This window comes from Mucilaginibacter mallensis, from assembly GCF_900105165.1.
Taxonomy (GTDB): domain Bacteria; phylum Bacteroidota; class Bacteroidia; order Sphingobacteriales; family Sphingobacteriaceae; genus Mucilaginibacter; species Mucilaginibacter mallensis.
Genome location: NZ_LT629740.1, coordinates 647,278 through 671,727, shown reverse-complemented (window position 1 = coordinate 671,727; position 24,450 = coordinate 647,278). Strand labels below are relative to the sequence as shown.

The 24,450-nt window shown below is 41.8% G+C and carries 15 protein-coding genes; 2 read left to right on the top strand and 13 right to left on the bottom strand.

All coding sequences use genetic code 11. The features are described 5' to 3' along the window. Nucleotides 1-108: 108 nt before the first annotated feature. The 7 genes from BLU33_RS02810 to BLU33_RS02775 all read right to left on the bottom strand — a co-directional run bounded on the left by BLU33_RS02810 (nt 109) and on the right by BLU33_RS02775 (nt 14,234). The gene (locus tag BLU33_RS02810) at nt 109-1,272 is read right to left on the bottom strand and encodes an IPT/TIG domain-containing protein (protein WP_091368953.1); all 1,164 of its coding nucleotides are present in this window, start codon (nt 1,270-1,272) and stop codon (nt 109-111) included. A 20-nt stretch (nt 1,273-1,292) separates the two neighbouring features. Continuing rightward, on the bottom strand, nt 1,293-2,975 hold the full coding sequence (locus BLU33_RS02805) for a RagB/SusD family nutrient uptake outer membrane protein (protein ID WP_091368951.1): 1,683 nt from the start codon (nt 2,973-2,975) through the stop codon (nt 1,293-1,295). An 11-nt stretch (nt 2,976-2,986) separates the two neighbouring features. Then, nucleotides 2,987-6,145, bottom strand: a complete 3,159-nt coding sequence (locus tag BLU33_RS02800) for a SusC/RagA family TonB-linked outer membrane protein (RefSeq protein WP_091368948.1) — start codon at nt 6,143-6,145, stop codon at nt 2,987-2,989. 678 nt (nt 6,146-6,823) lie between these two features. Further along, nucleotides 6,824-9,712 (bottom strand): glycosyl hydrolase 115 family protein, encoded by a 2,889-nt coding sequence (locus BLU33_RS02790; RefSeq protein WP_091368941.1) that lies wholly within the window; start codon nt 9,710-9,712, stop codon nt 6,824-6,826. A 37-nt stretch (nt 9,713-9,749) separates the two neighbouring features. Beyond that, the gene (locus tag BLU33_RS02785) at nt 9,750-10,832 is read right to left on the bottom strand and encodes an endo-1,4-beta-xylanase (RefSeq protein ID WP_091368939.1); all 1,083 of its coding nucleotides are present in this window, start codon (nt 10,830-10,832) and stop codon (nt 9,750-9,752) included. Between the two features lie 26 nt (nt 10,833-10,858). After that, nucleotides 10,859-12,049, bottom strand: coding sequence for a mannonate dehydratase (gene uxuA / locus BLU33_RS02780; protein WP_091368936.1), 1,191 nt, complete (start codon nt 12,047-12,049; stop codon nt 10,859-10,861). A gap of 10 nt (nt 12,050-12,059) precedes the next feature. Continuing rightward, a complete protein-coding gene (locus tag BLU33_RS02775; RefSeq protein WP_091368933.1) occupies nt 12,060-14,234 on the bottom strand; it encodes a glycoside hydrolase family 3 N-terminal domain-containing protein in 2,175 nt (724 codons plus the stop codon). 252 nt (nt 14,235-14,486) lie between these two features. Here BLU33_RS02775 and BLU33_RS02770 point away from each other — a divergent pair, with 252 nt between their 5' ends. Next, entirely contained in the window at nt 14,487-15,518 is a 1,032-nt protein-coding gene (locus BLU33_RS02770) for a LacI family DNA-binding transcriptional regulator (RefSeq protein ID WP_091368929.1), read from the top strand. Nucleotides 15,519-15,575: 57 nt separating this feature from the next. Here BLU33_RS02770 and BLU33_RS02765 read toward each other — a convergent pair whose 3' ends face one another. The 4 genes from BLU33_RS02765 to xylA all read right to left on the bottom strand — a co-directional run bounded on the left by BLU33_RS02765 (nt 15,576) and on the right by xylA (nt 20,271). Further along, a complete protein-coding gene (locus tag BLU33_RS02765; protein WP_091368926.1) occupies nt 15,576-16,109 on the bottom strand; it encodes a hypothetical protein in 534 nt (177 codons plus the stop codon). 24 nt (nt 16,110-16,133) lie between these two features. After that, nucleotides 16,134-16,820 carry a hypothetical protein gene (locus BLU33_RS02760; RefSeq protein ID WP_091368923.1) on the bottom strand — a complete coding sequence of 229 codons (687 nt, stop codon included), beginning with the start codon at nt 16,818-16,820 and terminating at the stop codon, nt 16,134-16,136. A gap of 372 nt (nt 16,821-17,192) precedes the next feature. Continuing rightward, on the bottom strand, nt 17,193-18,866 hold the full coding sequence (locus BLU33_RS02755; RefSeq protein ID WP_091368920.1) for a sodium/sugar symporter: 1,674 nt from the start codon (nt 18,864-18,866) through the stop codon (nt 17,193-17,195). Between the two features lie 73 nt (nt 18,867-18,939). Next, complete coding sequence (gene xylA, locus BLU33_RS02750) at nt 18,940-20,271, bottom strand: xylose isomerase (protein ID WP_091368917.1); 1,332 nt, start codon at nt 20,269-20,271, stop codon at nt 18,940-18,942. Nucleotides 20,272-20,614: 343 nt separating this feature from the next. Between xylA and BLU33_RS02745 the strand changes: the two genes are divergently transcribed. After that, nucleotides 20,615-21,655 (top strand): LacI family DNA-binding transcriptional regulator, encoded by a 1,041-nt coding sequence (locus BLU33_RS02745; protein WP_091380109.1) that lies wholly within the window; start codon nt 20,615-20,617, stop codon nt 21,653-21,655. A 17-nt stretch (nt 21,656-21,672) separates the two neighbouring features. On the opposite strand, the gene BLU33_RS02740 is transcribed toward BLU33_RS02745, so the two are convergent. Together BLU33_RS02740 and BLU33_RS02735 are read right to left on the bottom strand one after the other, a co-directional pair. After that, the gene (locus tag BLU33_RS02740) at nt 21,673-22,461 is read right to left on the bottom strand and encodes a polysaccharide deacetylase family protein (RefSeq protein WP_091368914.1); all 789 of its coding nucleotides are present in this window, start codon (nt 22,459-22,461) and stop codon (nt 21,673-21,675) included. Continuing rightward, nucleotides 22,458-24,434, bottom strand: a complete 1,977-nt coding sequence (locus tag BLU33_RS02735) for a sialate O-acetylesterase (protein WP_091368911.1) — start codon at nt 24,432-24,434, stop codon at nt 22,458-22,460. The genes BLU33_RS02740 and BLU33_RS02735 overlap by 4 nt, the downstream gene beginning before the upstream one ends. Nucleotides 24,435-24,450: the final 16 nt, after the last annotated feature.

Sequence of the window (24,450 nt, the reverse complement as noted above, 5' to 3'; positions counted from 1 at the left end):
TAGATATTATTAGCCGGAATTTTGATCCGCTACCCACATTTGTTAATTCAATGAAAGCAAAAACGCTGCCCTCACAGCAGCGTTTTGCTTATCAAAAATTGGTTTATGTTAAATAAAACCAAGGTTATCCACGTATATGGTACATGGAGGAGCTACTCCGTAATTCTGGAGCACGATCTCGGTAATAGTTGATGGCTTACCCAACTGGCTTAGCGGAATAATAATGTCCGTATAAGCACCGGCTGTAAAGCTAACAACAACCGCGGTGCTGTAGGCCCCGTTAATAACTACCTGTAGTTTTTGTGTACCAGTATACCCGGCACCGCCATATACCGAAAACTTAATGGAGGTTAAACCAAGTGTGCTTACATTAATAGGTGTTGCACCGCCATAGCCCAATTGCAGGGCACCGTATGAGTTGGTAAAGGTAGTTGCTATATCGTAGCTGCCTGCCTCAGGGTGTGTTTGGTCATTGTATACACGGGTACTGTTGTAACCATCATAACCCCCACTTCCCTGGCCGCCCCAACCTGTTGCCAGCGACTCGGTATAAACAACATATTTAAACCCGAACGTAGTAGTTGATACAGCTGTACCGCCCGGTGTAGTTACATATATTAAATTTGAAGTAACACCCTGCGGAACCTGTACTTGTATCTGCGTAGCTGTAGGTGTGCCTATTATTTTAGCAGGTATCTTATCAAACGTAACGGATGTAGCGCCATTAAATACCTGACCGGTTATGGTAACTACATCACCCGGGTTTGCTACCTGTGGCGCAAAGCTGGTAATTACCGGTGCGGGTTGTACTATTGGGAAGGTAAAAGTTGCAGTACCATATTTAGTAGTAACTACCAGTTTATTTGTTTGATCGGGGCCAAAGGGCACCTGCGTAGCAGTAGATGTTAACGATGGGATGGTTATAATGATGCTGTGATCAGTTAACAATCCCGGGTTAAAATACACACCAACACCATTAAGAGTTACCGTTTTTGTAGTTAAAAAGTTTGTACCGATAATGGCATACTGGTTACCCAGGTGACCCGATGTTACCGTTGAATCGTACCCAACCAAAGTGGTGGTAGTTGTTGTGATACTTGAGTCAAGGGTGATCCTTTTTACTACACCGGTGGTAGTATCAGTTTTTGTGGTGGTACGCACTCTTGTAATGGTTGGTGCCCCGGTGCCGCCCATATCATTTTTCTTACAGGAAAATGTATAAACCAGCAGTAAAGAGAGCATCACATATAATAGCTTATAGTTCTTTTTCATCTCAATTTTTATTTAAGTTATTATTTAAAAACATAAGGAACCGGAGCATCACTTAACTTAGGATCAGCCGCAAGCTCAACTGCAGGTATTTGAAACTGTAGCTGGCTGGCAGTTACCGACAGGTATTGGTTGCCATATCTTACTATCGGTGTGCCACCTGCGGTTCCCCTGTCTTGCTGTGTCATTAATTTAAGTCCCATTGCATGCGCTGTGTTATTAAAGCCATCCGCACGCATCAGGTCATAAAAATAATCGTCCTCAAAAGCGAATTCTCTTCTGCGCTCGTCAATTATATCATCCTTGATAATATTTTTGGGCACACTGGCATTAGGGGTTGGCCCATATGCTGCATAATTGGGATTAGCCACGGTATAAAACCTCCTTATTTCGGTTAACGGTGCTAAACCGGCCCTTGTCCTGATCTTATTTATCGCACTTAAAGCTGCAGGATCTGAACTTGTTGTAGCTCCAGCCATAATTGCTTCAGCATCTATCAAAAACATATCAGCATAGCGCAGCATATAGGTATTATTCGCAGCCGATTGCGCTGCACCTACACCGCCATTATCCGCAGGTGTACCAACAACGTATTTTTTAACACCTGCATAGGTTCCCTGTACTTGCAAACCTGACGGAAATGTATAACCGCCCGCTGCCTGGTCAATTTCAGGATAATGGTCGCCGGCTATCATATAAGTAGGTTTGCGGCGAAGATCGGCAGGATCATATTCGTCCTGAAGATCATAAGTTGGCCCTACTTCACCATAACCATCACCTGTACCTGTTATCTGGCTGTTTACAGCCGCCGATGCCTGGAACGAGTTACCATAACCGTAGGTATTATTGTTAACAGCAGCACCGCCTGCCCATTGTAATGCAATGATTGACTCTTCGTTATTATTATTGGCAGTTAAAAACAAATCAGAAAACTGCTTGCCTGGCAGATCTACTCCGTATAGCTTAAACTCCCCGCTGTTTATAACCTTTTCAGCTTCGGCCCTTGCGTCTGTATAATCCTGCATATACAGGTAAACCTTAGCAAGCATAGCTGATGCAGAACCACTTGAAACATGTATGTTAGCGCTATAAGTAGTACCGCGTGTTTTTTTGGTACAATTGGCTTCAGCAAAAAGCAAATCATTCACTATAAACTTGTAAACATCAGCTACCGGGTTTCTTGGCACCTGGTAATCAGAAATATTGGTTGATGTATTTTCGATGATCGGCACTGGTCCGTAAATGCGCACCAGGTGAAAATAAGCCATAGCGCGCCACAAACGGGCCTCACCCAATGCATTGTTAACTACAGCTGTGCTTACTGATGCAGGAACCGCGGTAGGCAGCGTGTTAATTAATGCGTTTGCCTGGGCAACCTCGGTATATAATGAGTTCCATGCAGCATCAAGTACCCTATCGGTATTTGCAACTGTAAAATACGAGAAGTTACTGATATCGCTCGACCATGAGCGTGCGTTGCCGCCGCTAAGCTCAGATATTGACCAGCCTACGTGCGTATTCCAGCCAAACCATGGCACACTGTATAAAACATTGGTAGCCGCGTTCACCTGGTCGGCGTTTTGGTAAAAATTACCTATAGTAACGGAACTTTTTGGCGGACGATTGAAATAATCCTTCTTACAACCGGTAGCCAAAGCACTTACTGTGACTACTGTTCCGAATATGATTTTGTTAAATATTTTCATTTTTGTTTGTATTAAAAGTCTGCATTTATACCAAATGAAATTGTACGCGGGCTGGGGTATCTTCCCTGGTCCACTCCTGTAAGGAACACATTCTGATTAGCCGCTCCAACCTCAGGATCAAGTCCTTTATAAGGTGTGAACACGTAAAGGTTCTGACCGGTTGCATATACTCTTAGCCTGCTCATTTTTAAATAGTTTGCCCATCTGGCTGGCAGGTTATAGCCTAGCGTTACATTCTGTATCCTTAAGTATGAACCGCTTTCAATAAACCTGTCTGACATGTTTAGGTTAGCGTTTGCACCTGCGGCCGGCCTTGGGATATTTGAAGTTGGGTTACTTGGGCTCCAGAAATTTGCAACTGATGCCAGTTGGTTCTGATACTCACTTCCCAGGTTGGCAATCTGGTAATCTAACGCGTTCAGGAGCTTGGCACCATATGATCCGTTAAGGAAAATAGTAAGATCGAATGATTTATAGTTAAATGTGTTAGAGATACCATAAGTAAACGTCGGGTTAGGATTACCTAAAGGAACCTGGTCGCTCGCGTCAATTTTCCCATCGTGGTTTTCATCTACATACTGAATATCACCTAGCCAGGTGCCACCAGGGTTACTTGTTACAGGCTGGCCGAATTGAATTGGCGCATTTTTTAACTGCTCATCAGTTTTAAATATGCCTGCCACTTTATATCCGTAGAATTCACCGATAGGGCCGCCAACAACTGTACGTGTAACCGGTAAGGTTAGGAAGCTGGTTGTAATTTGCCCTGTTATATAAGGCGTTCCGGGAGCCAGTGCAGTAACTTTGTTGGCATAGTGGCTAAAGTTTAGCGTTGTGCTCCATGAGAAATCCTTACTAGTAATATTTTTACTATTAATGCTGAACTCAAATCCCCTGTTTTGTACACCACCACCGTTAATTTCAGGTGGATTAATTGCTGCCGCACCTGAATAATCAGCTACGCCGCCTAACAAGAATGCCGGAAGTGTTGCCTGGAAAAGGAAGTTTTTAGAGGTCTTATTAAAAACATCAACTGTACCTGTTATACGGTCATTAAACAAACCGAAATCAAGGCCGATATCTTCCTGTATAGCGGTTTCCCATTGCAGGTTTGGATTAGCAATATTGCCTACAGCAAATCCGGTCCCTGCACCTGTAGGTACCGCATTAAGTACTGCGCCATATAAATAGCTGGGCACATTCTGGTTACCGGTTTGTCCGTATGAAACCCTTAATTTAAGATTATCGGCTACTTTTTTAATATCAGTCATAAATGCCTCGTCGGATAATCTCCACGATACGGCGGCTGATGGGAAATAACCGGTCTGATGGCCCTGGGCAAACTTTGATGAACGGTCAGCCCTTATAGTGGCAGTTAAGCTGTACTTACTATTATAGGTATAAATGGCGCGTGCAAACTCTGATTGCAATATATCGTTATTACCAACATACTCGCCAACACCTGCGGTTGATGCACTTCCTAAATTCAATGATTGTAGGGAGTTACCGGCCACAAAGTTTGATATATTGGCAGCGTTAGCGTTATAAACTGAGTTTACTAACTCATAAGCTCCCAAAACAGTAAGGTCATGTTTTTGGGCAAATACATGGTGATAAGTTAAATATTCCTTCCAATCCCAATAAGTTGAGTTTGTACGGTACTCTTGTAGTGTTGCCGTAGGAACGTCATGCAAAGGGTCATAATCATATGCCGGGTTAAAGTACTTGGCAACTGATGAATTGATATCAGCATCAAATTCAGAGCGTAAGGTTAAATCCTTTGTAAATTTCAAATCTGAATATACATCGGCGTTATAATTATCCTGACCTAAGGTATTGGTAATTAATAGGGCTTGTGCCACAGGGTTTATCTGCGCGCCTACCTGCCCGGCAGACGGACCAGCAAATGAGCCATCAGCATTGTATACAGCCTGATCGGGCGCACTTAATAACGCGGTATATATAATACCTGTATTGTTACTTAACGAGGTATTCTGATTGCTGCGGCTTCCGGCAACAGTAGCGCCTATACTCATCCAGGGTTTAACCTGTGAATTAACAGTCGCGCGGAAAGTATACCTGTCAAAATTATTACCGATTACCGTTCCGTCTTGCTTTAAGTATCCACCTGAAATATAATAATCAGTACCATTGTTAGCGCCCGAGAAGGCAAGCTGATGGCTTTGAATTGGAGCTGCCTGGAAAATAGCATCCTGCCAGTTAGTACCCTGCCCAAGCAGACTAGGGTTTGCAAATTCACCACGCCTTGGGTTACCAATAATATCGGCCAGTTGGTTTTCAAGAGTAGCATATTGCTGAAGATCCATCATTTTAAGCTCTTTGCCCTGGTTTTGGGTGCCATAAAATCCATTGTAACTAATTTTACCACTCCCGCTCTTACCTCTTTTGGTAGTGATGATAATTACACCGTTTGAACCCCGGCTACCATAAATTGCGGTAGCTGCCGCGTCTTTTAATATATCAATTGATTCAATATCAGCCGGGTTAAGGAAAGTAAGGGGGCTAACACCGTTCTCACCATTGTTTGGTGAGATCTGTACCGATTTACCTGTAGTACTTATATTGTTTGCATCGCCTGATATGGCAATACCGTCAATTACATATAAAGGCTCGTTGGTACCGCTTAATGAACTTATACCACGAATATGCACCGAGGTATTGCTACCCGGGCCACCTGCATTTTGTTGAATGGTAACACCAGCGGCTTTGCCTTCCAGCATCTGGTCGACACTTACCTGCGGTATGTTCGCGATATCCTTGGCTGTAACAGACGAAATAGCGCCGTTTACATCCTGCCGTTTTTGCTGACCGTAACCGATAACAACTACATCAGACAATGCAGTAGAGGTGGGGATAAGAGAAACATTTACCAGCAATTTATTTCCAATAACCACTTCTTTTGTTTCCATCCCTATAAATGAAAACACAAGGATCTTTCCTTGTGCCGGAACCTGGATTGTATAAGCACCATTTATATCGGTAACCGTTCCATTTTGTGTTCCTTTAACAGTAACGGAAGCGCCTGGGACGGTAACCCCTTTATCATCCGTTACTACACCTTTGACTACTGTTCCCTGGTTTTGCGCCATTACCCTGGCACAAACTAAAAAGGACATGAACAGTAATACAGTTCGTAAAATTTTTCCCATAATAATTTAAATTGTTAATTAATTTCAGATTGATTTTGGTTGTTAAATTTTCTTCCTCACGTTGAATTTATGCAGGACATAAATTCTCTTCCAGCCCATCATGAGTAATAAAAATTTTGAAATATGCGTCCCGGATTAAGGCAAAAGCAGCCACCCGGCTATTTTATTGTAGTAAAATAACCTGTTGTTGTCACCATTAATTTTTATTGCTTAACCTCTCCCCCCAGACATAATCATCGTCCAGGGGTAATGCACGGAAAACACTATTTGTAATTGTTGTATCTCAAAGACGTCCTCCTTTCATTCATAATATAAGTTTTGCAAATTTCAATGCTCAATTACTCGTGCGCTAAACGGAATAAAAAGCTATTGTTAACAGATAGCCTTAAACACACATTTTGCCTCGTTTTGTATAAACTGAGGTATTAAACTTTTACTGTAAAAATTGGTATAACTGGTATTTCTTTTATAAATGTAAAAACAAATAATTAAAAAAACAATCGATTGCATTATTTTATAAAAAAAATACAGAAGTGCTTTTTTTTTATAAAATGGGCTTATGATTATTTGAGTTAAAATAGTATCGACAAATAACAAAATAGTATCGATTTAGCGAGTCCAGAAGAAATAATTGCCAGAATTGCGGTAGTTTATCGATTGCATTAAAATACATCGAATTTATTTTTTTACAGCGGAAGTACTACCGGGATTGAACCCACTTTCAGGTGGGCCGAGGTAACTGGGCTTTTCACCACCTGCATCAATAACAATTTTTTGCAATACAACTGCAGGGTCAACCATCCAGTATTTTAAAACATGTTTTCCGCTGCCGGCAACGTGCAATTTCGTTTCCAGTATCTTGATATTATCGCTCACATTTTTACCCCAGGCAGCCGTTGATTCATCAGCATTGATATTAACCAACTGAGGCTGCCCATTATCCATAGAAATAGCATAATGCAAGCCTTTTGAATTTGTAAAATCAAGCGTTGGCGATATATAGGCTTTTACATTCACCCACCCGGTATCAATCATATTTACAACATACTCCAGGTGCGGACTATTGCCTGCGGGAACTTGTGATTTTGCTGTAACCGGCGCAGGCATTATACCCGATAGCGTGCGGCCATAATTGGGGATGCTTTGCCATTTAATACCATTGGAGTTAATAGCTTTTGTATAGTGTTCAGCCTCAATACTTACATAGCCATTGTTTTCATTGAAACCAATGTTATTTAATGGCAGTAAATTATTTATAACCGCGTTAATGGTAACTGTGCGATTATCAGCACCAGTGATAGTTATAGGTACAGATTTAATACCTTTTGGCATTTTTGCCCAGTTAATATTTACCCAAATACGCTGCTGCGTGGTAACGCTGCTGCTCTTAGGTTCGATTGTTATATAGGGCGATGTTGTTGTAGCAGTAAAATTAAAAGCCTGGCTGCCGCGATTAAAAACCTCGATATAATGGCCACCACAACCGGGATAAAAGCCCGGCAAAGTCGCCTGGGATTGCTCCTGAGGCCACCATAGTTCAGAGCCCTCAACAGCTACCCCCATTTGCGCTGCTGCCGGGATTTGGATAGTACTTACGGCCGGCATTTTATTAACCCGTGGCTCCTGCCAGTAGGTGTAGCCAATATGGGTTTGATCCATCATATGGTCCCACTTGCCATTAGCCATTTCTTTGTTGTAGTGATGCGATATGGCCGAGTCCTTTTTGAACAGTTCCTTCACATCAGCAGCTATTAAGTTTGTAGCCGATCTGCCTTGTAGCGCATATAACTTATTTTTCGCAGCAGCATAATACAGTTCATTTAAATTGGCGCAGGCCTCAACCGGATGAAGCACTAACTGATAATAAGCATCTTTATATTGTTGTGGTATAATTTTATATAACTGTTGAGCTTTATCGCGCAGTTTGTTGTAATCATTCACTACGTTTTCAAACTCACGATAATTAGTTAAACTATACGTATTCTGATCAAGCTGTTCGGGTTTACGCCGACCGTTATACTTGGTGTAGGCAGTTAAAATATCCGCGATCTCTGCGGCATATTTGCTGCCAAATTGCTGCGCCGCCCACTGGCGTTTGTATTCATCAAGGCGGCTTGCAGGCCATTTATCGGGCGACCAGGCATAATCCAAAAAGAAACTGATCGGGAATTCCATAGGTTTCAAGTCGCCTACATTTACTACCCAAACCTGTTTAGCGCCGTATTCATAAGCCAGATGCATTTGTTCCCATGTTTTACTGATAGGATTTGTGTTGAGCCATTTGTAATTACGCGGATCACCCACATAATCAAAATGGTAGTAAATACCATAGCCGCCTTTACGGGCAGGCTCATTCAACTTTGGCAATTTGCGGATGTTGCCCCAATTATCATCACACAGCAACAGGGTAACATCATCGGGTACACGCATGCCTTTGTCATAATAATCCTGCACCTCCTTGTATAGGGCCCACATTTGCGGTGTTGCTGAAGCATCCTTATGGGTAACATCGGCTATGATCTTCCGCTGGTCGGCAACTATTTTTTCCAGTAGAGCTATATTACTGCCTTCGGTCATCGGCATATCGCCATCACCGCGCATACCTACGGTTACGATGGTTTCCTTAGTGCCCATGTTTTCGATGCCCCTTTTCCAGAAAGCACGTAAGGTATCGGCATTGGTTTCATAGTTCCATGCACCGGAGCCATAACGTTTCCATTCCTGCTGCGCGCGGTCCATAGGTTCGTGGTGCGAAGTGCCCATTACAATGCCATATTCATCAGCCAATACAGGGTCGAGCTTATCATCATCATTAAAAGCATTGCCCCACATAGCGGGCCACAAATAGTTGCCCTTTAAGCGCAAAATAAGCTCGAACATTTTGGTGTACAGCAGGTGGTTAACCCCGCCAAACTTTTCCTTGGCCCAACCCGAAAATGCAGGCGCTTCGTCATTAATAAAAATGCCACGGTATTTTACGGTCGGACTCCCATCGGTATATTTACCGGGCATTACATACAAATTGGGTTGCTGTTTCACAGGCACATCGGCCCACCAATACCATGGCGATACACCTATTTGCGCCGAAAGATCATATACGCCATAAATAGTTCCGCGCTTATCACTACCGGCTATCACCAGCGCTTGTTTTACGCCAGGAAAAGGATCATTAATAACCTGCGTTACATGTGCTTCCCATTTACCGGTAATGCTGCTTGCATCCAGTTTTCTTTCGCTTACCAGCTTATCTATCAGTTTATTTTTGCCCAGTGTACCGATAATTATTACCGCTTTTGTAGCTGCAATATCGTTTGTTAAAAGAATAGGTGAGCTTGAAGTAACTTTTTGAATATCCGCCTGCAGACTTTTAACGGCTATCATTATTCCTGCATAATCGCTGTCTTCGGCATATAGGGACGCTACCTTACCCTGATCGGCAAGCGGGAAATATCCTTTATTTAATTTGAATGAGATATAAGACTTGCTACCCGGCGATTGGGCATAAGTATTTACCACTATCGATAAAGAAAATACGATTACATATAAACACCTATAGATCCTGCACATCAGCTTATTATTGGCAATATAAATTTATACAATCAAACTATTTAAAATCAACCACTTTCCAGTAAGCCTTTTTAGGCTGCATGTTTTGATCGAACAGTAAAGGATAATTTTTCCTGCCTGCCACCGGATAAGTATCGAGCCAGGTCTTTCCATCGTAAATATTCCAAAAGGTTACACCTGTAATTACGTCTTCATAGTCGCGGAAGATCTTAAACACATTGGCGTATTGGGCTCCCTGTTTTTGTTCCAGTTCAGGGGTATATGCATCTGATTCACCCGGCCTCATAGCGCGCCTGTTCTTTTCCCATGGGTAGATAGACATATCGAGCTCTGTTACCTGCACCTTTAAACCCAATGAAGAAAACTTCTTAATGGTCTCGATAAGATCTGCTTGTGATGGCTCATAAATTGACCAGTGTGCTTGTATACCCACCGCGTTTATAGGCACTTTGGCATCAATTAATAGCTTTAGCAGTTTGTAAACTCTGTCCCTTTTTTCGGGGCGCTCGGTATTGTAATCGTTGTAAAATAAAACAGCATTGGGGTCGGCCTCATGCGCGTATTCAAAGGCTTTGATAATAAAATCTCCACCACAGATCTGGTACCAGAGCGAGTTACGTAAAAACTTGGTACTATCGTCATCAATAGCTTCGTTAACTACATCCCAGGCATATATTTTGCCTTTGTACCGGTTAACTACCGTAGTAATGTGATCTTTCAAGCGTTTAAGCAATACTTCTTTGGTTACTAAATTGCCTTTATCATCCTTAAAAAACCAGGCGGGCGTTTGCTCATGCCAGCAAAGATTATGCCCCCTTACCCGCAGGCCATTTGCCTGTGCAAAGGCTACGATCGCGTCAGCATCCTTCCAATTGTAACGATTTTCTTCGGGATGGATAGGTCCCATTTTCATAGCGTTCTCAGGAGTTATGCTATTAAACTGCTGAACTATAAGTTTAGCCTCATCGGGGTTTTGAAGATCCTGTGCGGAAACTGCTACGCCGATGGGGAAGTAATCTTTATAATAATCTTTTAAACCCACTGTATGCATGGTTTGCGCCCGCGTAAATACTGTGCATAATTGAAGTATAATAGAAAAAGCTAAGAATTTCTTTATCATGATGATTGTATTTTAGTTTAATAACGTTAACCAATGCTGTTTTTAATACCCATCTCCAGTCCCCGCAGTTCCGCCAGCCCTTTCAGCCTGCCAATTACCGAGTAACCCGGGTAAGTTTTATAATTAAAATCATCCAGTATTTTATGCCCATGATCCGGGCGCATGGGGATGGCTATATCATCGCGGCCGGCTACAATTCTTTTCTTTTGTTCGAGGATCACATTTTTCATAATGGCGTACATATCGTTACTGCCTCCTAAATGATCCGCTTCGTAAAAGCTGCCATCGGCCTCACGCTGTACATTGCGTAAATGCAGAAAATGTATGTGTTCGCCCAATCTGCTAACTATGCCCGGCAAATCATTAGCATCATTTGCCCCTAATGAGCCGGTACAAAATGTAATGCCATTATTGGGGGATGGACAAGCATTTATCACATCTTCCAAATCCTTCTCCATACAAACAACCCTTGGCAATCCCAGTATCGGGAACGGCGGATCATCGGGATGGATACACATTTTTATGCCCTGCTCCTCAGCAGTTGGCACAATCGCATTTAAAAAATACGACAGATTCTCTTTCAGTTTAGTAGCATCGGTATGCTCGTATCTTTTAAGGTGCTCCTTAAATTCGGCAATGGTAAATACTTCATCGGTACCCGGTAAGCCTGCCATTATGGTATTGATCAGCAGTTCTTTTTCTTCGGCGCTGATGCCATCGAGATACTCTTTCGCATTTTGCTTTTGTTGTTCGCTGAATTCCCGCCAGGCGCCTTCGCGTTCAAGGATATAAAGATCAAAAGCGGCAAGCGCAGGCGCAGAATAACGTAATGCCGAAGCATTATTTGGCAGTCTGAAATCGAGGTTAGTGCGTGTCCAATCGAGCACGGGCATAAAGTTGTAGCAAACCACATTTATGCCTGCTCCACCCAGATTTTTAAGGGTGGCGATGTATTTATCAATATACTCATCCCTTGAACTCCCGGCTGTTTTTATGCTTTCGTGGATATTTACACTCTCCACTACCGACCAGTTAAAACCAGCGGCATTAAGCACCGCGTTGCGATGTTTTATTTCATCCGTACTCCATACATCACCACAGGGGATATGGTGCAACGCGGTAACAATACCTGTTGCGCCGGTTTGCCTTATGGCGCTTAGCGTTACCGGATCAGCCGGGCCAAACCAGCGGAATGTTTGTTCTAAATTGCTAAACATAGGTGCTCATTTATTTAACTTTCAAAATAACATCAGCACATTTAGGCATGCCCAAATCTTCACTTCTTTTTGTAGGCAGCGAGCCGCCAATGTATACATGATAATTACCAGCTAACTGTATAGCCTTACCATCATCATTTATACTTTTTAAGATGTCGGGGGTAAGCGCAAATTGCACATTTTGTGATTCTCCCGGTTTTAAGTGTATACGTTTAAAGCCTTTAAGCGAAAATAAAGGATTTTCACCATCATCAGGATTAGTGATATACAGCTGCACCACTTCATCGGCCTCCGTTTTCCCATTATTGGTTACTGTTGACTCAGCTTGTACCGTTATGTTCTTTTTAACCTGTGCTGCCGATAGTTTTAGCGGTGAATAAGCAAAAGATGTATAGCTCAACCCAAAGCCAAAAGGGTACATAGGTTCAGCAGTCATGTAACGGTAAGTTCTGTCTTTCATGCTGTAATTTTCGTAAGCAGGTAACTGGTCAAGCGATTTTGGGAAAGTAACCGGTATACGCCCCGAAGGTGAAACCTTACCGAATACGATATCAGAAATAGCGTGACCGCCTTCTTCGCCCGGATACCAAACCAATAATACGGCATCAGCCAGTTCCTGTACTTCGGCCAGGTTCATAGGGCTGCCACCGGTAATTATGGCAACAATCTTATTTTTATTACCGGCTCTTAGCTTTTTCAAGAAATCTATCTGGTTTTGTGGCAAGTTATAATCCAGCCTGTCACCAAAATTTGGGGATGCGATGGCTTCACCCTCTTCGCCTTCAAGCAAACCTGTAATACCCAGGGCCACAAAGGTAACATTCGATGCCTTGGCGTCATCGGTGGTCCAGTCAATTGGGTTTGCATTTGGCCTGTCCAGTAATATCCCTTGCTTGTACTGCATTTCGCTGGCGGGTGAAATGCCTGAAGCAAGGCCTTCCATTATGGTGGTCATTTGTGGGTTGATACCATAGTAATTACCAATCAGCGCTCCTTCGTTTGCTGCATTAGGGCCTGTTACAAAATATTTTGGCAGGTCATTCCTTAATGGTAAAACACCATTGTTTTTAACCATTACAATTGATTCAAGCGCTACCTGTTTGGCAAGCTGCCTGTGTTCAGGGCTGTTAATTACATCTGTTGATATTTTATCATAAGGGCTGCTGCCTTTAGGATCGAACATACCCAGCTTAAACCTGGTTTTAAGCAATGTGCTTAATGCCGCATCAATTTCTTTTTCGGTTATCAGGCCTCTTTTTACGGCTTCAACCAAGGCAGGGTATTCGTCGCCGCAATTCAGATCAACCCCATGTTTAACCGCCAACGCAACAGCTTCAGGCTGACCGGGCACCACATGGTGCCCCATATAAAAATCAGCAATAGCGCCGCAGTCTGAAACTACATGTCCCTTAAAATGCCATTGATCGCGCAGCACACTATCCAACAATAAATTACTACCGCAGCAAGGCTCATTATTGGTACGGTTATAGGCGCACATAACAGCTTCAACATGCGCATTTACTAAAGCCTTAAAAGCAGGCAAATAAGTTTCATAAAGGTCTTTTGACGATGCCTGCGCATTAAAAACATGGCGCAAACGCTCAGGGCCGCTATGTACAGCAAAGTGCTTGGCGCAAGCAGCAACTTTTAAATGTTTGGGATCATTACCCTGCATACCTTTTACAAAGGCAACACCTATTGTAGCAGTGAGATAGGGATCCTCTCCATAGGTTTCCTGCCCCCGGCCCCATCTTGGGTCGCGGAAAATATTAATATTGGGGGTCCAGAAAGTTAAGCCATCAAATCGCAGGTGGTAGTTATCAGCCTGTGCAGCGTTGTACATGGCACGGGCTTCGTCTGATATGGCGGTTGAAACCTGGTTAATAAGCTTATCATCAAAAGTAGCACCAAAGGCAATAGCCTGCGGAAAAACGGTTGCAACGCCGCCACGGGCAACGCCATGCAAGGCCTCGTTCCACCAGTCATATTCGGGAATATTAAGCCTCGGTATAGCCGGACTTACATTCATCATCTGGTGAACTTTTTCATCCAGGGTTAGTTTTGATACCAGGTCGTTTACGCGTTCATCTAAAGTTTTTGTAGTATCCAAATAAATACTTTGCGCCTTAACAATACCTGAGATGCTCATCATAAACAGGCAAATCAAAATTCTAATTTCTCTCATATGTGGTTTTTTAAAAAAGCCGTGCCCAAATGTTATTGGTAAATGAACGTGTAACTTTTACTAAGTTTATAATTGGTTTTCCGGTTGAAAGGTAGAAATAAAATTGAATCTATGCAATCGATTGCATTATATTTTGATAAAATAATTCCTGATTGAACTCATGAATTTTCTAGACCTTGTAAATTTTTAATTCAATATGATATATTTAGGCTTTTAAATAATGCAACCGATTATTTATAACTTTAAAAAATTATGAGCGAGCCCCGCAAAGAAGTTACCATTTATGATATTGCCGAAAAACTTAATATTTCAGCGACCACTGTTAGCCGGGGCTTACAGGACCACCCGAAGATCAACGACAAGACCAAAAAGAAAATACTGGCTGTTGCCGCTGAGATGGGCTATCGCTCCAATCCTTTTGCCAGCAGTTTAAGAACCAAACGAGGTAATATAATCGGGGTGATAGTGCCAAGGCTGAATAGTTATTTCATGTCGGATGTAATAGCGGGGATCGAAAAGGTGATCAATGAATCTAATTACAACCTTTTCATCAGCCAATCGCTCGAAAGCATGAAGAAAGAGATAAGCAATGCCAGGGCTATGTTCAACAACCGTGTGGATGGCTTGCTGGTTTCGCTGGCTTATAATACGGACAACCTTGATCATTTTGAACCGTTCATTACTAAAAATATACCCGTAATTTTCTTTGACCGGGTTCAGGAGCATTTACAATTCCCCAATATTTTTATTGATAACTATAAGGCAGCCTATCAGCTTACCAGCCACTTAATTGAGCAGAGCTGTAAAAGAATACTACATATAGGCGGCAGCCAGTTAAGGAATGTATATATAGAGCGCTATAATGGCTATAAACGAGCTTTGGAAGATCATAACCTGCCCTTTGATGATGAATTATTAATTATCAGCGATTTAACCACACAGGGCGGGCAGGATGCAGGAAGCACTATATTAAATATGGAGATAAAACCCGATGCTGTATTTGCGGCTAACGATATCAGCGCGGTGGGTTGTATGCAATTTTTAATGGATGCGGGTATGCGGGTTCCTGAGGATATAGCATTTGCAGGTTTTAATAACGACCCGATGTCGAGTGTTGTTAGGCCACAACTAACTACTATTGATTACAAAGGATTTGAAATGGGCGAAGTTGCCGCGAAATTATTACTGGGGCACTTAACCGATAATGCTGATTTGAAACAAACCCACAGCCTGATACTACGGTCGGAAATGATAGTCCGCGACTCGTCAAAGAGAAAAGGATAGTCTGAAAGTAGACTTAAAAAAAGATATCAATATCGCAGTTGGGACAAGAGAGTTTAATTAAACTAAAGTTGGTATGAAATCAATTAATTTTTTAATTGCGCTCACACCATGTTCAGCTAATTCTATAATGTCATGCTCCGCTTCATTGAAATAGATATAATATTTAATTATTGCACCTGCTGACAAAAACCGTCCCTGATCATCTACCAAATAGAATCCCATATCAGTAACTAACATTAATTCTCTTTCAATAATTTCAGGTTTTACAGGCTTGAGGTGTGTATCAGTATTTCTTAATTTATTTAGAATATCCCACGCTGCAATTTCCTGATCGGATAGTTTACTTTTCTTCCAATTCTCTATAAGTTCAATACCGACCTTATTTCTTTGTTTTGAATTTAATGAAGGATTCTTTAAAGCAATTAAGTGATTATAATAGTTCCACGCATTTTGAAAAGCTGTCAAAAAACTCCAAAAATTATCTTGAATTTCAAGCTTATCGTGATTTGAGATTTGTATTTTTTTGAGGGAACGAATACCCCAATCAAGTTTATCCGTGATATTATTTACGGTTTCTAAATTATTATCCATTAAAATGTCCTTTCATAATTTAAGCTACTTGATTAACTTCTGAAATCCCTCCACAAGATGCGGTGCTTGTAATGTTAACAAGGCAATTATTTGTGGGGTCAATATTTTGAAAATTTCGTCTGCTATTTTGTCGCCAGTGAATGTTGCAATTTTCCCAAACATCAATTCATAAAATGTTTTTTTACCCAATACAGGTAAACTTTTTAATGCTTCAAATTCACTACTGATATGAGATTTAATTTCTTCAAACTCGTTAAATATTACCTCTTGCCCAGCTTCTAATTTTGTTAGGGTATATGTAATATTGTCAATTTTTGAGTTTATATCTGCTATTTCTTCAAGTGAGAAGGTGTTTTTATCAAAGGTGTAGTTGGCACTTTTCTTAGCTAATGAATAAAGTACGTACCTGATTTTATTAAATCCTGTAGCTATTTGGGATGGGTCTCTTGTGTTAAAGCTAATGTTGTTTTTGAGTATACTTTCTTCTTTTACTAGAAAATTCAATAGCTCTACAATACATATTAATCTTTCATAATCTTCATATAGCTCAGAAACTTGGATTTCCAGTCTGTCTTTTAATCCGAGATTACTGCCAGTGAAATACTGCATTAAGCTACTTTGATGCAATACATGTTGAATAATAGACTTTGCTTTTTCTTTTGCTATCTCATCAAAACTAAAATCTGGTAAAGGTATTTGAATAAACTCCATCTTATTTTAAGGTTTAAGGTATTTATAGTAAAGATACTATAATGAGTGATACTGAAAAAAGAGAATGGTTACTGGAGATGTTAAAAGAAGAAAAACAGTTTGAATTTCTTAGTTGTCCCAACTGCGATATTGATACATAAAAAAAGCGGGTGAGTATTGTACTCACCCGCTTTTTTATTGGTTTTATTTCTGTTATCTGTACATCAGAATTGTTTTCAGATAAATTCCCTCCCGTGGGAGGGGTGCGGCTGGATTTGAAATGGCAGGGAGGGGTTTATTCGTCATAAAAGTAACAGAAACCCCTCCCTCCACCCTCCAAGGGAGGGAATCGCACATTGTCCACGCTTTTTTATCTTATGAACAAGTATTCTGTTACCAGAAGAATGAATATAGTGCAACCAATATGCCGCAAACTATAAGTGCACCCACTGCAAACGAGTTGGATGTTTTAAACATTTTTGCGTCGATCTCCAGGCCGTTGGTCTTTTTACCCTTCGCATAATCGGCTAAGCTGATGATGATCATACCGATGATACAGATCACAAAAACAAAGCCCATCCTGTCGAGGAACGGAATTTCATAAAGGCCGCTATCCGCGTTCTTAAATGAGAAACCAGTTGGCGCCAGGAATGAAAGATCGGCAATTTTTGGTAAAAACTTAAAGAATACCGAGAAGGCGAAACCGCCAATGGTCGCAAATAAGGCCGCATTTGAAGATGCCTTTTTCCAGAAGAAGCCCAATATGAACATGGCAAAAATACCCGGTGACACAAAGCCGGTATACTCCTGTATAAACTGAAAGCCGCCCTTTTTATCAATACCTAAAAAAGGAGAAATAACCACACCCAATATCATGGCTACAACTACAGTGATCTTTCCAACCGTTACCAGTTTTTTGTCGGTAGCTTCAGGATTGATCTTCTTTTTATAGATATCTAATGTAAAAATGGTTGCAATACTATTGGCTTTACCGGCCAGTGAAGCAACAACCGCGGCTGTTAAAGCTGCAAAAGATAAACCTTTAATACCAGTAGGCAACAGGTTCAACAATACAGGGTAAGCATTATCGTGGTTACTGGTAATGCTGGCGGTATTAAGCGCATCAAACACGTTTTGTTTGTACAATACATACGCCGCTATACCCGGCAATACCACTATTAAGGGCATTAAAAGCTTAAGAAATGCAGCGAATAAAATACCGCCACGAGCTGTTTTTAAGTTAGCACCTAAAGCCCTTTGGGTAATGTACTGGTTACATCCCCAGTAATTTAAATTCACTATCCACATACCACCAATTAAAACGGTCAGGCCCGGCAGATCGCCGTAGCTTGGGTTATCTTTTTTAAGGATCATGTGGAAGTGGTCGTTGGCCTGATGGTATAATAATGATAAACCCTCTGTTATACCGGTTTTTCCGTAATGAGCCGCTACGGCGGTAACCGCTATATAGGTAGTTACTAAACCACCCAATATTAAAAAGAACACCTGGATAACATCGGTATAGCCGATTACCTTCATACCACCCAGTGTGATAATAACGGCAAATAAGGCCAGTAAACCAATACATACGCTAAAATCAACACCTGATATACCATGTATAGCAATAGCGCCAAGGTAAAGGATAGATGTTAAATTCACGATCACATACAACAACAACCAAAATACCGCCATAATCATGGCTACCGTACTGTTATACCGCTGATGCAGGAACTGCGGCATGGTGAAGATCTTATTTTTAAGATAAACAGGGATGAAAAATACGGCTACGATGATCAGCGTAAGTGCAGCCATCCACTCATAGGTTGATATGGCCAGGCCCATGGTAAAACCGTTACCGCTCATGGCCACAAACTGCTCTGCCGATATATTGGAGGCAATTAATGACGCGCCGATAGCCCACCAGGTCAACGACCCTTCAGCTAAAAAATAATCTTTTGTTGATGTGGTTGCTTGTTTTTTCCTGCGGTATACCCATAAGCCGTAGGAGGCCACGATTACAAAATATATTAAAAATACTATGTAATCGCGCGTACTGAGTGAATTCATGTTTTGGTTCTTTCTTGGTTTAAATTGGTTAAAGGGCGACTGATTGGTTATATCAGCCGCCTAAAATAGGTTTTTATATAAAACTATTAATGATATTCTCATAATATTCCTGTTTGCCACTGATAGCTTTAGGTTCGCCATTGTCAATAGCATACTGGCGCAGGTCTTCAAGGGTAAGTTTACCGTTCTCAAAGTCTTTACCGCTGCCGCTGTCGTAGGAAGCATAACGGTCCTTACGCAGTTTTTTGTAGTCTGATTTTTGCAGGATATTATCCGCAGTGATTAGCGCCCTTGCAAAAACATCCATACCACCAATGTGGGCATAAAACAGATCCTCAGGATCGGTTGAGTTTCTTCGGATCTTGGCATCAAAGTTTATACCGCCGCCACCAAAGCCACCGGCTTCCAGGATGATCAGCATGCCCTCGGTCACTTCATTGATATCATTCGGGAACTGGTCGGTATCCCAGCCGTTCTGGTTATCACCACGGTTGGCATCAATTGAACCCAGGATTCCTGCATCAACAGCTACCTGCAACTCATGCTGAAAGGTATGGCCCGCCAGGGTAGCGTGGTTTACTTCCAGGTTCAGTTTAAAATCATTCAGCAGGTCGTATTTCTGCAAAAAGCCTAATACGGTGGCTGCATCATAATCATACTGGTGTTTGGTGGGTTCGCATGGTTTTGGCTCGATAAAGAAATTGCCTTTAAAGCCTTGCTTGCGGGCATAGTCTTTTGCCGTATGCAGGAATTTGGCGAAATGTTCCTGCTCGCGTTTCATGTCGGTATTTAGTAAGGACATATAGCCTTCTCTGCCACCCCAAAATACATAGTTCTCACCACCTAAGGCAATGGTAGCATCCAGTGCTGCTTTTACCTGTGCTGCAGCATGGCTCAAAACATGGAAATCCGGGTTGGTGGAGGCACCGTTCATATACCTACGGTTGCTGAACAGGTTGGCTGTTCCCCAAAGCAGCTTTACACCGCTGGCGGCTTGCTTTTGTTTAGCATAGTCTACCAAAGCTTGTAAACGGCGGTCGTTTTCTTTTACATCATTGGTGTAATCCACTACATCCACATCGTGGAAACAGTAGTATCCCAGATTCATTTTGGTGATGAATTCAAAGGCGGCATCCATTTTATCTTTGGCACGTTCTACGGCATCTGTTTTTGCATCCCAGGCAAAGATGTGGGTGGGTTCACCAAAAGGATCGGCACCGTTACCTACAAAGGAGTGCCAGTAGGCGCAGGCAAAGCGTAAATGGTCCTTCATGGTTTTTCCGGCCACTACTTTGTTCTCATCATACCATTTAAAGGCTAAGGGATTAGTCGATTGCGCACCCTCGTATTTTACCTGACCTATACCCTTGAAAAATTCTTTGTCTCCTGTTATTATGCTTCCCATTGCTGTAATTATTGTTTTTTTATTATAGATTTTTTTTTCTTAATTGATAGCTAAATAAGCTTTGCCCTCAATAATCGACAATCGATTGTTTTTAAACTCAAAAAAAATGCGTTTCCATAAAATCTTATGGTAATAAAACTACCCGATAAAGGCATCAAACATGAAAAATGATGATCTTTTCCAGTCGAAACACTCCTATCAATTTCTTTTACTAGCATTTTATAGCTGATAGCTGTACTGTCTTCCTTAATTATAATTGGCAAAGGATTTAACGAAAGTAATTTAAATTTTTTAATATATGCAATCGATTGCTGATATTTTTTTATTTTTACTCGAAACCTACATGAGAAAGAAAAGAACAACCATTTATGATATAGCTGAAAAGCTTAATCTAACCGCTTCGTGCGTATCAAGAGCCTTAAACAATAGTAATTACGTAAGCGAAAAAACAAGGGCGCTGGTACTAAAAACAGCTGCCGAGCTCAACTATAAACGGAATATATTAGCCACCAACCTGCGTAACGGTCATTCCAAAACAATTGGAATAGTAGTTCCGCGGATCAACCAGAATTTTTTCTCCAACATAATTGCCGGTATTGAAGAGGCAACTTATGAAAAGGACTATAACCTGGTGATCTGCCAATCAAACGAGGAACATGAAAAGGAAGTTAAATGTATAAATACACTTATAAACCAGCAGGTTGATTGTATTGTGATCTCCATCTCGGCCGATGGCCACGATTACCAGCATTTAAAAAATGTGATAGATCATGGGATCCAGCTTATACAATTCGACCGTGTGGTGGATGAACTGGAAACATTAAAGGTTATTAATGATAATGAGCAGGCATCGCTTGAAGCAGTATCGCACATGATTGAGCAGGGATATGGCAGGATAGCGCTGTTGGAAGGCCCGCAGCATTTAAGCATATTCAAGCAGCGCAAAGCAGGGTACCTGGCCGCTCTAAAAAAGTATAATTTGCCGGTTATTCATGAGTTGATCGTTAAAAATGCATGGACAAAAGAGCTTGGTGCAAAAGCCACACGCAAATTGCTCAGTCTTTCCAATCCGCCTGACGCGGTTTTTGCTTCTACTTCGGATTTTTCGGCATTGGGCGTTTTAGAGGTAGCTACAGATATCGGCTTTAAGGTTCCTGAACAATTGGGCATCTGCGGTTACTCCAACGAGGCTTTTACAGAGATCACCAGCCCATCTATTACCACCATAGATCAATACAGTTTTTTTATGGGGAAAACGATAGCGAATTTATATTTTGAAGAGATGAATATCAAGGAGATAGCCATTCAGCCAAAAACCATCAGCATTAAGCCAAACCTCATTATCCGTTCATCAACCAGTAAAAAATCAACAGAAACGAAATAGGCAAAAAACCATAGTTGTTACTGGTTTTTCTTGATGTACTCTGCAACATCAACCATTGGGGCTACCCAGATTTTGCCTTCATTTTGTTTAAGAAAATGCAGCAGTTCACTATGCGCTTTCAAGTCGACATTAATACTATGACCGCCGCCAACTCCGTGGAAAAGAAATACTAAAAGCGTATGCGTTTGCATAGCTTTTTTAACCAGGTCGATCATATAATCTGCCGATTGCCCATTGATGCCATAGCAATCAATATTGGTTAGATCAACCTGCTTTGCAGTTTGCAGGCCCGGACTAACGCCTCGCGCTCCGGCGAAATCATTTTTGAGCTGATTATAAAAATACACATCACCAATTTTCAGATCTCCGCAGGGGTAGGCAAATGTTCTGATATCCTTACCATCAATTGCTTTGAGCAGGGTGTTATTGGTTCTTATTTCGCTTACGGCCCGGTAAACGGTGTACTTGCTCAGGTCGTTATCGGGCGTAACAAAACTACGGCCGGGCAGGCTGCCATCGCAGGGGTGATAAAGCGAGTGGTTGCCTAATTCATTTCCTTCTTTCGCTGCTTTGCGCCACTCATTAATTCTTTTATTCACTACCGGCGATGAACCGATGAGATAAAATGTAGCCCTGAGTTTAAGGGAATCCAAGACCGGCAGTACATTATCCAGGTCAACATCTATCGCGTCATCATAAGTAAGCACCACGGCGCATTGTTTATGGTTCCATAAAGTTGAATCCTGCGCCTTAACTATTTGGGCCGATAGTAATAACAGGAAAAATACGATGATGTTGATCTTCATTTTATGACTATTTTATTGGGTTCAGTAGTAAATGGCGATGCAGGCAGGCCCTCTTTGTTGTATAGATTTGCTCCCTCAGGATTATCCTGCCATGCGTAACGAACATACAAAGGATCAGTGACATCGCTGCTCCAAACTACAACTTTATTATTTTCGATAGCGGCATGGGCCCAATAAAACTTATGGTCGGCACCGGCTATTGCAAATTGCGAAAGCGTGGTATCATCTTTGGCGATGAGCCCGCCGCCAATATCACTGAATGTTAGAACAATCCGGTTCCCATCAATGCTTGCCAATTGATAAATCGGCCCGGATGCTATTACTGACAGATCGTGATAAGCTATCTTTTCGGCACCCAAGGCCAGCCTTTCACCTACAACTTTTTTGTTGAGCGGGTGAATATCATTCCATTCACCGGCACCAATAGTAACAGCCATAGCCGTGTTTGATATTGATATCGCTTCCAACTGCTGTTGCCTGAGCTCGGCCCACTGGCTTTCTGTGGGCGAATATTTTACTTCCATAAAATTGGGCAATTGCGCATAGATAAAAGGCAGATTTGGCTGCTGCCATTTGCTGCGCCAGTCGGCAATCAGCGTTGTTAATAACAAATTGTACTCTTGGGATTTATTAGCATTTGTTTCGCCCTGATACCATACGATACCTTTTATGGCATAGTTTATAGCCGGGGCAACCATGGTATTGTATAAACCTGTTGGTTCATTTTGCGCTGAAAAAGCATAATCCGAAGAACCATTACTTCCGGGAGTATACACCTGCCCAACCTTATACTGCCAGTCGCCGCGAAGATCGATCGTATCTTTTCCTACGGCTAAATAATAGGCTTTGTCCGGCACAAAACCACCTTTGCCAGCGGTATTTATTACCTGTATGGTGATTATATTTTTGCCTGGTTTTAATATAGTTTCACTCAGCTTATACCTGCGCGGTGGGTATTGGTAAGTGGTATTACCGCAAAGTACGCCGTTCACATATAAATTATCAGCATCAATAATGCGGCCCATGTAAATTTTAGCGGGTTTTCCTGTCATCGCCGTAGGCACATTAATTTCTTTTCTGAACCATACTACCCCGTTAAGCCCGCTCACACCTTGGTCGGCCCAATAGCCGGGTAGCCAGAAATGGTTCCAGCCTTTGGGTTTATAAGTGGTATCGTACCATGTTTTAGGGCCGGTTAAACCCAGGTCGGTAACCTTAATATACTTGCTTTTATTGCGTTTAGCCAGCAATGCCTGCTGATTAACCTTATTTACAAACGCGGTATCTTTTATTGTTGCCAGGCGATGGTTGTAATCAGGGATTGTTTTTATGCCATCTTCACTTATCCAGGCTTGTATGGGTGTACCGCCAACGCTGGAATTGATGATGCCAATAGGCACATGGTATTTATTATATAACTGCTTTGCAAAAAAATAAGAAGCCGCGCCAAACTGCAGCACATTTTCAGGGTTACAGGCAAGCCATTTGCCGGGTGGAAGATCAGCATGAACTTTGCTTACATCCGATATAGTCGAAATAAAGAAGTTCCTGATCTGCGGATAATTGGCAGCGGCAATTTCATCCGGATATCTCTCTGTTAACCTATCCATTGGCAAAACCATGTTCGATTGCCCTGAACAAAACCATACATCGCCGATCAGTATGTCATTTATAGTGATATGGTTGCTCGCGCTTATATCCATAGTGTAAGGGCCGCCGCTTTTCATTGCTGAGCTTTCAACCTGCCATTCACCATTTGGCTTTGTGGTGGTGGTATATTTTCTATGATTAAAGTTGATGGTAATCTTTTCGCCCGGCTGTGCCCATCCCCATATTTTAATTTTGGCATCGCGCTGCAAAACCATCCCATCGTTTATTAATTGAGGCAGGCGTACCTGGGCATAAGCCGTTGTAAGTGCCGAAAAGAATATAGTTAACAAAAGAGCGATAACAATGATGGGCCTTGCTTTCATTAAAGTTCTATAATTG

Bases quoted from the DNA above. Each gene is read 5' to 3' on its own strand.
- BLU33_RS02810 (WP_091368953.1), bottom strand. From the start codon at position 1,272: ATGAAAAAGAACTATAAGCTATTATATGTGATGCTCTCTTTACTGCTG.
- BLU33_RS02805 (WP_091368951.1), bottom strand. From the start codon at position 2,975: ATGAAAATATTTAACAAAATCATATTCGGAACAGTAGTCACAGTAAGT.
- BLU33_RS02800 (WP_091368948.1), bottom strand. From the start codon at position 6,145: ATGGGAAAAATTTTACGAACTGTATTACTGTTCATGTCCTTTTTAGTT.
- BLU33_RS02790 (WP_091368941.1), bottom strand. From the start codon at position 9,712: ATGTGCAGGATCTATAGGTGTTTATATGTAATCGTATTTTCTTTATCG.
- BLU33_RS02785 (WP_091368939.1), bottom strand. From the start codon at position 10,832: ATGATAAAGAAATTCTTAGCTTTTTCTATTATACTTCAATTATGCACA.
- uxuA (WP_091368936.1), bottom strand. From the start codon at position 12,049: ATGTTTAGCAATTTAGAACAAACATTCCGCTGGTTTGGCCCGGCTGAT.
- BLU33_RS02775 (WP_091368933.1), bottom strand. From the start codon at position 14,234: ATGAGAGAAATTAGAATTTTGATTTGCCTGTTTATGATGAGCATCTCA.
- BLU33_RS02770 (WP_091368929.1), top strand. From the start codon at position 14,487: ATGAGCGAGCCCCGCAAAGAAGTTACCATTTATGATATTGCCGAAAAA.
- BLU33_RS02765 (WP_091368926.1), bottom strand. From the start codon at position 16,109: ATGGATAATAATTTAGAAACCGTAAATAATATCACGGATAAACTTGAT.
- BLU33_RS02760 (WP_091368923.1), bottom strand. From the start codon at position 16,820: ATGGAGTTTATTCAAATACCTTTACCAGATTTTAGTTTTGATGAGATA.
- BLU33_RS02755 (WP_091368920.1), bottom strand. From the start codon at position 18,866: ATGAATTCACTCAGTACGCGCGATTACATAGTATTTTTAATATATTTT.
- xylA (WP_091368917.1), bottom strand. From the start codon at position 20,271: ATGGGAAGCATAATAACAGGAGACAAAGAATTTTTCAAGGGTATAGGT.
- BLU33_RS02745 (WP_091380109.1), top strand. From the start codon at position 20,615: ATGAGAAAGAAAAGAACAACCATTTATGATATAGCTGAAAAGCTTAAT.
- BLU33_RS02740 (WP_091368914.1), bottom strand. From the start codon at position 22,461: ATGAAGATCAACATCATCGTATTTTTCCTGTTATTACTATCGGCCCAA.
- BLU33_RS02735 (WP_091368911.1), bottom strand. From the start codon at position 24,434: ATGAAAGCAAGGCCCATCATTGTTATCGCTCTTTTGTTAACTATATTC.